The organism is Tellurirhabdus rosea (assembly GCF_026278345.1).
GTDB lineage: Bacteria > Bacteroidota > Bacteroidia > Cytophagales > Spirosomataceae > Tellurirhabdus > Tellurirhabdus rosea.
In genome coordinates this window covers 1,516,470-1,528,432 of the sequence record NZ_CP111085.1, presented here as the reverse complement: position 1 = coordinate 1,528,432, position 11,963 = coordinate 1,516,470, and the positions used below count along the sequence as shown (strand labels likewise).

General features: G+C 56.9%; 8 protein-coding genes. 6 read left to right on the top strand and 2 right to left on the bottom strand.

Features of this window, described 5'->3' with window-relative positions:
• Positions 1-46: 46 nt before the first annotated feature.
• Positions 47-940 (bottom strand): ABC transporter ATP-binding protein, encoded by an 894-nt coding sequence (locus ORG26_RS06385; RefSeq protein ID WP_266367739.1) that lies wholly within the window; start codon positions 938-940, stop codon positions 47-49.
• A gap of 366 nt (positions 941-1,306) precedes the next feature.
• On the opposite strand from ORG26_RS06385, the gene ORG26_RS06380 reads away from it, so the two are divergent.
• Genes ORG26_RS06380 through ORG26_RS06370 form a run of 3 tightly spaced genes read left to right on the top strand, consistent with a single transcriptional unit; the run spans position 1,307 to position 7,600 of the window.
• Entirely contained in the window at positions 1,307-2,368 is a 1,062-nt protein-coding gene (locus ORG26_RS06380; protein WP_266367737.1) for a FecR family protein, read from the top strand.
• A gap of 54 nt (positions 2,369-2,422) precedes the next feature.
• Complete coding sequence (locus ORG26_RS06375) at positions 2,423-5,860, top strand: SusC/RagA family TonB-linked outer membrane protein (RefSeq protein WP_266367736.1); 3,438 nt, start codon at positions 2,423-2,425, stop codon at positions 5,858-5,860.
• Positions 5,861-5,902: 42 nt separating this feature from the next.
• Positions 5,903-7,600 carry a RagB/SusD family nutrient uptake outer membrane protein gene (locus tag ORG26_RS06370; RefSeq protein WP_266367734.1) on the top strand — a complete coding sequence of 566 codons (1,698 nt, stop codon included), beginning with the start codon at positions 5,903-5,905 and terminating at the stop codon, positions 7,598-7,600.
• Between the two features lie 70 nt (positions 7,601-7,670).
• On the opposite strand, the gene ORG26_RS06365 is transcribed toward ORG26_RS06370, so the two are convergent.
• Complete coding sequence (locus ORG26_RS06365) at positions 7,671-8,552, bottom strand: mechanosensitive ion channel family protein (protein WP_266367733.1); 882 nt, start codon at positions 8,550-8,552, stop codon at positions 7,671-7,673.
• A 208-nt stretch (positions 8,553-8,760) separates the two neighbouring features.
• On the opposite strand from ORG26_RS06365, the gene ORG26_RS06360 reads away from it, so the two are divergent.
• From ORG26_RS06360 to ORG26_RS06350, 3 genes are all read left to right on the top strand, one after another.
• A complete protein-coding gene (locus tag ORG26_RS06360) occupies positions 8,761-9,687 on the top strand; it encodes a sugar phosphate isomerase/epimerase family protein (protein WP_266367731.1) in 927 nt (308 codons plus the stop codon).
• Between the two features lie 77 nt (positions 9,688-9,764).
• On the top strand, positions 9,765-10,517 hold the full coding sequence (locus ORG26_RS06355; protein ID WP_266367730.1) for a 3-keto-disaccharide hydrolase: 753 nt from the start codon (positions 9,765-9,767) through the stop codon (positions 10,515-10,517).
• A gap of 81 nt (positions 10,518-10,598) precedes the next feature.
• Positions 10,599-11,945, top strand: a complete 1,347-nt coding sequence (locus ORG26_RS06350; protein ID WP_266367729.1) for a Gfo/Idh/MocA family protein — start codon at positions 10,599-10,601, stop codon at positions 11,943-11,945.
• Positions 11,946-11,963: the final 18 nt, after the last annotated feature.

The following is an 11,963-nucleotide window of genomic DNA, read 5'->3' as shown; positions in this document are numbered from 1 at the left end:
AGACGCGCAGCGTTCATTACCTTCCGCCGCGATTCATTTTAATTATTCATTTTTCATTATTCATTAACTCCGTATGTCCTTCAATCATGGAGAAAAACACGTCTTCCAGGTCCGGGCGGGTGGGGTGGAAGCCGGGGCCGGGAACGTCGTCGCTGTAAATGTGAATCAGCGGTTTGCCCGCCACGAGTTTATTCGAAATGACGGTAAACTGCTTCTGGTATTCCGGCAATTCCGCTTTGGTAATGGACTTTTCCCAGATGCTGCCCTCCAGCTGATCCACCGCGGTGCCGGGAGAGCCGCTGTACAACACCCGTCCTTTGTGAATGATCGCCATGTTGTTGCAGAGCTCCATGACGTCCTGAACGATGTGGGTCGAAAGGATGACGATGACGTTCTCGCCGATTTCGGAAAGGAGATTGTAGAAGCGGTTGCGCTCGCCGGGGTCGAGGCCCGCCGTGGGTTCGTCGACGATGATGAGTTTGGGGTTGCCGATAAGTGCCTGGGCGATGCCAAAACGCTGCCGCATGCCCCCGGAGTAGCTGCTCACCGCTTTTTTGCGGTGTTCGTAGAGATTCACCCGCTGGAGCAGGGCGTTGACCAGTTCCTTCCGCTGGCTGCCGTTGGTCACTCCCTTCAGAATGGCGAGGTGGTCGAGCATGTCCACGGCCGCTACCTTCGGGTAAACCCCGAATTCCTGGGGCAGATAACCCAGTAGCCGCCGAACGGCATCTTTCTGGTTGAGCACGTCGATGTCGCCGAGGAAGGCCGAGCCGCTGTCTGCGTCCTGGAGCGTCGCCAGCGTGCGCATCAGGGTGGATTTGCCCGCCCCGTTCTGCCCCAGCAGCCCAAACATGCCGGTTGGAATCGTGAGCGAAACGTCGTCGAGGGCTTTGACCCCGTTGGGGTAGGTTTTGGACAGGTTTTGGATCGTGAGCTGCATACAAGTTGTTGGTCAAACGGAGTTATGAACCGATTAAGTAAACAAGGATATCGGCGGGGCGCTACCGGTCTGTGAAGAATGGCTGAAGTCGGGTACGACCGGCCCTGCGCGGAGGCCCGAAAAATATTAAGCCTTTTTTAATCCAGCTCGCTAAGTAAGGAAAAATAACTATAAGTTTCGTGTACTACAAGCTTAAAATCAGCATTTTAGAAAGGGTAAATTATTTTAAAAATTTTAATTAAATCCGAAAGTATGGGAGACGGCCCGGCTATTGCGCCTAAAATTGGACCGGGTACAAGTAGATGAAAGAGACGTCTCACTTTTGCCCTTAAAAATACAACATCAACCCCCAAAGAATACTAAAAAATGAAGCACTTCTCAGCCTATACCGCCGAGGAGCTGGCCACGGACGATTTGTTCGTCCGCTGGGTCCAGCACCCCGACGACGCCGAAGTGGCTTCGTTCTGGGAGGGCTGGCTGTTGTATCATCCGAACCGCCGGGATACCGTGGAAACGGCCCGTCAGCTGGTGCGGATAGCGTCTCAGCCGGACCGGGAGGTACTGGCCGGGGACGAAGTGCGGTCCTTGTGGGGGCGCATCCGGACTTCCATTCAGGAGATGCCCGAACTGCAGCCCTTACAGCCCGATGTGCAGAGCTTTGTGGCCCGCTGGTATTTCTTTCGCTCCGTTGGAGCCGCCGCCGGAATCGTGCTTTTTCTGGGCTGGATGCTGTGGACGCAGTGGTCGCAGGCGATGCAGACGTTCCGGACTTCCTACGGTACCTCGCAGACGGTGACCCTGCCGGACGGCTCCGTGGTGACGCTGAACGGCAACAGCGAACTGCGCTTCGCCCGCGTCTGGTCCGACGAAATGCCCCGGGCCGTCTGGCTGAAAGGAGAAGCTTTTTTCTCGGTAGCCCATCGGCCCATTGGCAGGGGAGAACGCCATTTTCGGGTCCATACCGACAAACTGACGGTGGAAGTCGAAGGTACCCAGTTCAACGTCTCGGACCGGCAGGAGGCTACCCGGGTGGTGCTTTCTTCCGGCAAGATAAGGCTGATGCTGAACGGCCAGGACCAGGTAATCGACATGAAGCCGGGCGAGTCGGTAGAAGTGAAAAAAGAAGCCCAACCCGACAAACCCGCGCTGGTACGCCGCCAGCAGGTAGACCCGAAGGAAGAAACGGCCTGGAAAGAACACCGGCTGGTTTTCAATGAAACGTCGCTGGCCGACGTTGCGCGGCTAATGTCCGAAACCTACGGGCTGACGCTCCAGTTTCAGGAGCCGCAACTGGCCGACATCCGCATCACCGGCACCGTCCCGAGCGAAGACGTGGATGTGCTGCTGATGGCCCTGGCCCGCACCTCCGACCTGACCGTAAACCGAAATGGTTCGGTGGTCACCGTAGCGCCGGACGCCAATCGTTAACGAAACCCATGTTCAGAAATAATTCTTAAATCTCTAATCTACTTTCTATTTATTATGAAAAACAATTTACCTGTTTTTCACCGTTGCCCGGTTGCGCTTGCGCTAGGGCTGGCGGGCATGCTGACGCTTGGCAGCAGTTCTGCCGTGCTGGCAGACTGGCAGCCAACCGAAAAACCGCAGCAAACAAGGAACAGTGTCCGTTCCGGTAAGTCACTCAAGCAGTTCCTGCGCGAACTGGAAGACCGTCATAAAGTACACATCCTGTATAATGACAAGGCAGTAGGCAGTTTTCAGGTACCGGCAAAATTCTCGCCCGATGCCAGCGTAGAGGCAACGCTCGCGCGTCTGCTCCCGCAGTTCAACCTGAAACATGAGAAGTTGAAGGACAACGTTTATGTGGTAGCGATAGCGGATACGAAGAAGTTGACCACCGATCTGGGCACCGCGGCAAGCACCGCCGTCGCCTCGATCTCCCCGCAGCCCTACCTCGCCCCGGCGGCTTCGTCGGTAGCGCAGGAGCGGACCATAGCCGGACAGGTACGTTCGAGTGAGGACAACACCCCCCAGCCCGGCGTCAACGTTGCCGTAAAAGGAACAACCCGCGGGACAACCACGGATGCCGACGGACGCTATAAACTGTCGGTGCCCGACGGAGGCACGGTGCTCGTGTTCTCGGCCGTTGGTTTTGTGGCCAGAGAAGTGACCGTCGGCAATCAGTCTACGATTGATTTGAAGCTGGAAGTGGATCAGAAAACCCTGAGCGAAGTTGTCGTGGTGGGTTACGGTACGCAGAAAAAGAGCCAGCTGACGGGAGCCATCACGCAGGTAGGGGCCAAGGAAATTCAGGAAATGCCCATCACCAACCTGGGCCAGGCGCTGCAGGGCCGGGCGGCCGGGGTGGACGTGACCCAGACGGGTTCGAAGCCGGGTACGGTTCCCCGCATCCTGATTCGGGGCCGTCGTTCGTTCAATGCCGGAAACGATCCGCTGTACGTAGTGGACGGAATCCCCCTGGCGGGCGGGTACGAAGACATGAACCCCAGCGACGTGCAGTCCATGGAAGTGCTGAAGGACGCGACGGCCACCGCCATTTACGGTGCCCGTGGTGCCAACGGGGTCGTGCTGATCACGACCAAGCGCGGCGCAACCAAAGGAAAGACGACCGTTTCGTACGATTCGTACGTGGGCGTATCGAAGCCGCTGGATAAACTGGAATTGTTCAGCGGACCCGAATTCGCCGAATTTGTGCGGGAAGCCTACCGCTCGACGGGTGGCTACAAGGACGCCAACGGCAACCCCGTTCCGACGGGCGTCGCCGACGCTTTTGCCGATTCCAAAGTGGCCGTACTGGGCGGTGACCCGGCCGTTGCCCGGGGCATTGCCGAGGGCACTGACACCGACTGGCAGAGCCTGATCCTTCGCAACGGAACCATGCAGAACCACTCCCTGGGCGTACAGGGGGGCAACGATAAGACGCAGTTTTACATCTCCGCCGGTTATTTCCAGGATAAGGGAATCACGGCCGGGCTGGACTTCACGCGTTACTCCCTGCGGGCCAACATCGACCACAACGTCAACAAGTGGCTGAAAGTGGGTATCTCGTCGTACATGATGTACAGCCTCCGCAACGGCGAAAACCTGAACCCCTATCAGTTCACGATTCAGCAGAACCCGCTGGGCCGTCCGTACGATGACAACGGGACAATGATCTTCGCCCCGACCAACGACGCCCTGCTGACCAACCCGCTGGCCGAAATCGTGCCGGGTGCGCAGGTGGACGAAACGAAGCGTTACCGGATTTTCAACAGCATTTTCACCGAGTTCAAGATCCTGCCGGGTTTGAAATACCGCGTGAACTTCGGACCCGACTTTACCCTGGGTCGCTGGGGCCGTTTTGTCGGAGCGTGGACCAACGAGCGTAAAGGCGGCGATGCGCAGGCACGTGCCCAGTCCGCTTTCGGCTTCAACTACACGCTGGAGAACATCGTCAACTATACCAAGACGTTCAACGACAAGCACAACCTGAACGTAACGGCCCTGCACTCCATCCAGCGGGATAATTACGAAGTGTACCGGACGGAAGTAACGGGCGTACCGGCCGAAACCCAGCAGTTCTACAACCTGGGCAACGCCAGCGCCGTGCAGTTGGTCAACAGCAACCTGATTCCGTGGACGATCAACTCGTACATGGCCCGCGTCAACTACGATTACAACGACAAGTACCTCATGACGCTGACGATCCGTCGCGACGGTTCGAGCCGTTTCGGGGAAAACAGCAAGTACGGTAACTTCCCGGGTATCGCCCTCGGCTGGAACGTGAGCAACGAACCGTTCATGAAAGGCGTTACCTGGATCGACCTGCTGAAAGTGCGCGCCGGCTGGGGTAAAGTGGGTAACCAGGGGGTAGCTCCCTACCAGACGCAGGGGCTGCTGAACCGCACTACCTACGCCTTCGGAACCAACTCGGCTTTTGGCTATCGTCCGAACACCATCGGCAACCCGGACCTGCGCTGGGAATCGTCGGCCACGGCGAACATCGGTCTGGACTACAGCTTCTTCAGCGGTCGTCTGCAGGGGTCACTCGAACTGTACGAAACCAACACCACGGCGCTGCTGCTGTCGGACCAGCTGCCGGGCTCTATCGGCTTCGGTGCCGTGACGCGGAACGTCGGTCAGACGCGTAACCGCGGGATCGAACTGGGCTTCACGACCTTCAACATGAATACCAATTCGGGCTTCAAGTGGCAGACGGACTTCCAGTTCACCAAGAACACGGAAGCCATTATCTCGCTCTATAACGGGAAAGTGGACGACATCGGAAACGGCTGGTTCATCGGTCGTCCGCTGAGCACGGTCTACGATTACAAGAAAATCGGCATCTGGCAAACCAGCGAAGCCGACCAGGCCAAGTCGTTCGCCAGCGAACCGGGACAGATCAAGATTCAGGACACCAACGGCGACGGCCGCATCAACGCGGATGACCGCGTGATCATCGGCTCCGACGTGCCCAAGTTCAGCGCCGGGATCACCAACCGGTTCAACTACAAAGGCTTCGACCTGTCGTTCTTCTTCTTCGCCCGTGTCGGTAACCTGATCCGGAGCGGTTTCCACCAGAACCGGAACCAGCTGGCCGGTCGCTACCAGCAGATCAAGGTAGATTACTGGACGCCGAACAACCCGACCAACGAATTCCCGCGGCCGAAGAGCAACCAGGAGTTCCCGGTCTACAACACCACGCTGTCGTACTTCGACGGAACGTTCGTAAAACTGCGGAACATCAACTTTGGCTACACCTTCCCGGCCCCGCTGGCGCAGAAGCTCAGAATGGAATCGCTGCGGGTATACGCCAGCATTCAGCAGCCGGCTATCTGGTCGAAATACCGGACCAAGTACAACGGTATCGATCCCGAAACGACGGGTCTGGCTATCAGCGAGACAGGAATTACGCCGGCCACGACGGTATCGACCATTGGTTTGAATGTCCGTTTCTAAACCTGAAGTGACGCGTACGAGAATTTTTTAACAATTGAATCCATGAAAGTCAATCATATCATTAAACCTCTTCGGATACTGGGACTGGCAGCGCTTCTGCTGTCTGGGCAATCCTGTAAGGACCTTTTGGAGGAGAAAGTCATTTCCGGTATTGGCAATGATTACATGAATACCTCGAAAGGCTTCGAGGATGCCGTGCGGGCCGCTTATTCTTCCCTGCGTTACTACTACGGTACGCAGCAGGGGCTGACCATGTCGGAATACGGCACGGACATTTATGCCACGGGTGCCGACGGCGGCTACAAAGGCTTCCACTTCTACGACGGACAACTGAACCCGACGGTCGATTACCTGGCGAACACCTGGGACGAGCTTTACAAAGGCGTAAACACCTGTAACGCCGTCATCGAGCGGGCTCCGAAAGTAGCGGGCGTCACCGACGCGGTGAAGAAACTGCGCGTGGCCGAGGCGAAATTCCTGCGGGCGACCTACTACTTCCTGCTGCAGCAGCAGTGGGGCGCCATAGACCTGCGCCTGACCGAAACACTGGTGCCGACCAAGGACACCAAGCGGGCGACGGAGGCCGAAATCTACAACCAGATCATCAAGGACCTCAACGAGGCCATTGCTGACCTGGAGAACAAAGGCCAGTCCAGCGATTACGGCCGGGCTACCAAAGCCACCGCCGAAGCCATGCTGGCGAAGGTGTACCTGGCTAAAGCCTACTCGACCTCCAAAGCGGCGGATGACTTCACGAAAGCGGCAGCTCTCTGCAACAACGTCATCAAGAATTACAATTTCAAACTACAGGACGACTTCGCCCAGGTGTTCGACGAGAACAACCAGGTGAACTCCGAAATCGTGTTTGCCGTGCAGTACACAACCGACCAGCTGGCCAACACCACCAACAACACGGGGGCGGCCAACGGCGGGAACAACCTGCACCTGTTCTTCGGCATGCAGTATGACGTGCAGCCGGGCATGGTACGGGACGTGTTCTACGGCCGGCCGTTCAAGCGGCTGCGCCCGACCAACTACCTGCTGAATACGGTGTTTGCGGACCGCACCAACGATTCGCGTTACAAAAAGACGTTCCGCGATACCTGGCTCAGCAACAGCCCGGGCACGTTCAACTCGTCGTTCGACAACTCTAAGGCCAAACTGACCTTTGCCGCCAACGACACCACCATCTTCATTCCGGGCTACGAAATGCCGCTGGCCGAACGGGCCAAGAAGAAGTACCAGGTGCTGACGCCGAGCATGTACAACGAGGCCCTGTTCCCGACGCTGCAGAAGTTCTTCGATACCAAACGCGCTGACCGTACGGAGGAGCGCGGAACTCGCGACTTCTTCGTCATCCGTCTGGCCGATGTGTACCTGATGCTGGCTGAAGCCCAGGTGCAGGCCGGCAACGTGGCGGATGCCGTTACGGCGATCAATGCGGTTCGTTTCCGGGCGGGCTGGCCGGGCCGGAAAGAGGCCATGCTGGTTACCGCCAAGGACATGAACATGGAACTGATCATCGAAGAACGCGCCCGCGAACTGGCCGGCGAGCAGACCCGCTGGCTGGACCTCAAGCGCTGGGGCCTTCTGGTGGACCGGGTGAAGAAGCACAACCCGCAGGCCGCCGTGAACATCCAGAACTTCCACGTCGTGCGCCCGATTCCGCAGACGCAGATCGACCGGAGCGCCAAAGGCTCGGACGGAAAGTCGGTTTTCACGCAGAATGCAGGCTATTAACCGTTTTCCCTGTTGATCCAAAAGAGCGTCGGCTGCCACGGTAGCCGACGCTCTTTTTATTGCCAAATGATTATTTCTCGGTTTTCGTCCCGCCAACAACAACCCGGACCGGTTGCGCGTCAGGCGAAAGGGGGAGGGTCGGACCAAGCCGCTCGGCCATGCTGACGTCCATGGCTGGCTTTGGTCCTTTTATGCCCTGAGCGTCAAAGGCATTTTTGATGTTTTCCTGCATGTAGTAATAGGTATCCCAGAAGTGTTCGCTTTTGCACCAGGGCCGGATGTCGTAAGTGACATACCCAATCTGGAGAGAGTTTACCAGCACGTCCACCGGCGGCGCCGGAAGAACGTAGGGGCAGGAAGCCGCTACCTCCTGCACGACCTCCCGGACACGCGCCACGGGTTCGGAGGCGGCCACGTTGAACTGCATATCGACTCGAATAGTCCCCTGGCCGGAGATGTTCGTGATGGGGCCGGACGTAATGCTGCTGTTTGGGATAATAATACGCTTATTGTCAAGGGTTTTCAGGATGGTGTTGAAGACATGAACCGCTTCGACTTCGCCCGTAAAGCCGGTAACGCTGATAAGGTCACCGACCCGGTAAGGCTTGAACATAAGAATCATCACGCCACTGGCAAAATGCGACAAACTGCCCTGTAGGGCTAATCCAATGGCTAAACCGGCGGCCCCAATCAGTGCGACAAACGATGTGGTCTGGACCCCGAACATGCCGGCCACACTGATGATTAACACTACCTTTAGCACTACTTCAACGATGGAGCGCAAAAAGGGAATAATGGTCTCATCGACATGGCGGTGCTTCAGTGTTGCTGTCATGAGGCGGACAACTCTTCCGATAAGCCAGAAACCGACCACTAAGGTCAGAATCGCCAGCAGAACACGTGAGGCGTACTGTTGAAAAAGCGGGAAATACTCGCTGATAACCTGGTTCATGAGAAAGAAGGGTTAGATGGATAAGAAGTTTGTATAAGCAAACAAATCTAGTTTTTTTGGTGTATCAGTAAGCCTTTCAGCCGTATTTTTTGAATGCCCGGTAGTAGATATACCCTCTAAAGCTCTTTCGTTTACATTAATTTAGCCTCTAATCACATCAGTAGCGGTCGATTCAGGTGTCGGCATATACTGACTATCTCTATTCCCTATGACTGAGACTGTAAATCGCAGACAGTTTCTCCAGGCCGCCGGTCTGACGGCTCTGGCAATGTCTGCCGGAGCAACTGCTTTTGCGGAAACGATCCGTAAAAAATCCGGACTGAAAATCGGTTACTCAGCCATTACCTGGGGCGGCAAGGACGAACAGGCCATCAAAGACGTGGCGGCTCTCGGCTTCAAGGGAATTCAGTTGCGGGCCAATACGTTCAAGCCTTTCGGTGCCAAACCTTCCGAACTGAAGGCTATGCTCGACCAGCACGGCCTGACGCTCGCCATGTTCTCCAGCGGTAATGTGGAAATTGACCCGGCCAAGGAACAAAGTACCATTGACATGCACGTGGCGCACGCCAGTTTTGTCAAGGCGCTGGGCGGCTCGTCCCTGCAACTGACCAACAACGTCCGTCCCAAAGACCGTCAGCCCACCCCGGAAGAACTTAAGCGGCTGGCCCGGGTGATGAACGAAATCGGCAAGCAGACGGCCGACATGGGCGTGCAGGCGGCTTACCACAACCACATGCACCAGCTCGGCGAAACGCCCGAGGAGGTAGACATCATCGCGCAGGAGATGAACCCCAAATACGTCAAACTCCTGCTCGACATTGCGCACTACCACCAGGGCGGCGGCAATCCGGCAAAAGCCGTGAAGCAGTACAAAGACCTGCTGTACGCGCTGCACCTGAAAGACACCCGAAGCCCGCTGCCCGACAAGCCGGACAATCCCAAAGCGTATAAATTCGTCGAACTGGGACAGGGGAACGTCGACATTCCGGCCGTGTTCGCTGCCCTGCGGGATATCAAATTCAACGGCTGGGGCGTCATCGAACTGGATGGCATTCCCGACCCCGGCAAAACGGCCGCCCAGTGCGCCCAGATCAGCCGGGATTACATTACGAAAAACCTCAATTTTACTATTTAGCGAATGAGTGACTGAGCGATTGAGTGGCATGTGTTATTCACTCAATCGCTCAATCACTCATTCACTCATTCAGAAGTATGAAAACCCTAATTCTATCTGCCCTCGTTGCTGCATTCGTAGCGTTTGAAAAGCCCCAGACGCCGAATACGCTGACGGCTAAGGAGAAAAAAGAAGGCTGGAAGCTGCTTTTTGACGGTAAAACGACAAAAGGCTGGCGCGGTGCCTACAAGGACGCTTTCCCGACCGCTGGCTGGTCTGTGCAGGACGGTATGCTGACCATTGAGAAAGCCGACGGACGGGAGTCGCGGAACGCCGGTGACATCGTTACGGACGAAGAATTCAGCAATTTCGACCTCCAGTTTGAATTCAAACTGACCGAGGGCGCCAATAGCGGCGTGAAGTATTTTGTGGTGGAGCAGCAGCCTAAGCCCGCCGGGTCGGCGTTTGGACTGGAATTTCAGGTGCTGGACGACGACAAACACCCGGACGCGAAGATGGGCCGGAACGGCAACCGCACGGTCGGTTCGCTCTACGACCTGATTCCCGCCAAAGACAAAGCGGCAAAGGCCATCGGCGAATGGAACCAGGGCCGGGTGCTGGTCAGAGGAACGCATGTGGAGCACTGGCTCAACGGGAAGAAAGTGGTAGAATACGAACGCGGCAGCGAAGCCTTCCGCGAAATGGTAGCCCAGAGCAAGTACAAAACGCCGGACTATAACAAAAACGGCCGTTTTGGCGAAGCGCCGAAGGGCCACATCCTGCTTCAGGACCACGGCGACCGGGTTTATTTCCGGAACATCAAAATCAAACCGCTGGAGGCCAGAATGTAAACGACAGGCAACCTCTGTTGCTGCTTTGAACAAAAGCTAGTTAGTAAGTCTAAACTCAGTTACTTATAATACTAAAATTCGATGGAAAATCGTCGCGACTTTATAAAGAAAACCGCCCTGGCCGGGCTGGGCATGAGCTTCTCGGCGGCCAGCTATGGTCGCATTCTGGGGTCGGCCGACCGCGTACGCGTAGGCGTGGTAGGCTTCTCGGACCGCTTCCGGCAGGCGCTGGCCCCGAGCTTCGCCGCTCACATGGCCGACATGAACTTCCAGTTCGTGGCCGTTTCGGACATCTGGAACCGCCGCCGCGACGAAGCCGAAGCGTATCTGAAGGGCAAAAACTGGGCGGGTGATAACTTCGCCAAGTGCCGCAACAACGAAGAACTCTACGACCGCAAGGACATCGACGCCGTCATTATCTCGACCGCCGACTTCCAGCACGCCCTGCACTGCGTCGAAGCGGTCGAGTCGGGCCGGGATGCGTACGTGGAAAAGCCGTTTGCCGAGTCGATGGCCGACGCCAAGCGGGCACTCCGGGCCGTGGAATCGACCAAAAAAATCGTTCAGATCGGTTCTCAGCGCCGCAGCGCCCCGAACTATCACTCCGCCAATGAATTTATCCGCTCCGGCAAGTTCGGCGATATTTCGATGGTCGAAATGACCTGGAACGTGAACCAGCCGGGTCGCTGGCGCCGGGCGAAGCTGGTTTCCGAAATCCGCAAGGAAGATACCGACTGGAAACGCTACCTCATGAACCGCCCGATGGTGGACTGGGACCCGCGCAAATACCTGGAATACCGCCTGTTCTATCCGTACTCTTCGGGCATTCCGGGGCAGTGGATGTCGCACCAGATCGATACAGTGCACTGGTTCAGCGGCTACGACCATCCGCGCTCAGTCGTGGCCAACGGCGGGGTGTATGTCTGGAAAGACGGCCGCACCAACGCCGATACGTTTACAGCGGTGTTCGATTACGGCCCGGACAACGACAAGTCGAAAGGCTTCCAGGTGAGCTACCACTCGCGCATGCACAACGAAGCCGGCGGCACGAAGGAGTACTACTTCTCGAACGGCGGCATGATCAACCTCGATACCAACAAGGTGACGCCCGAAGGCGGCATGGAGGAGCGCTACGCGAAGGAAATGGGCATGAAAGCCAACCTGCTGCCCGAAATGACCCTCGGCAACGGCGGAGAGAAAATGGTGACGTCGGCCAACACGGGCGCCGACCCGATGACCTCACGCCACATGCGCAACTGGATGGAATGCGTACGGAGCCGCAAGGAGCCGAACGCGCCGGCCAAGGCGGGCTTCAACCACTCGGTCGCCAACATCATGGCCACCATCGCCCTGCATACCGGCGAGCGCGTCACCTTCGACAGCGTGAAGCAGGAAGTCCTGGCGGGAGGTAAAGTGTTTAAGGTTTAATCCGTTGACAATAGAACG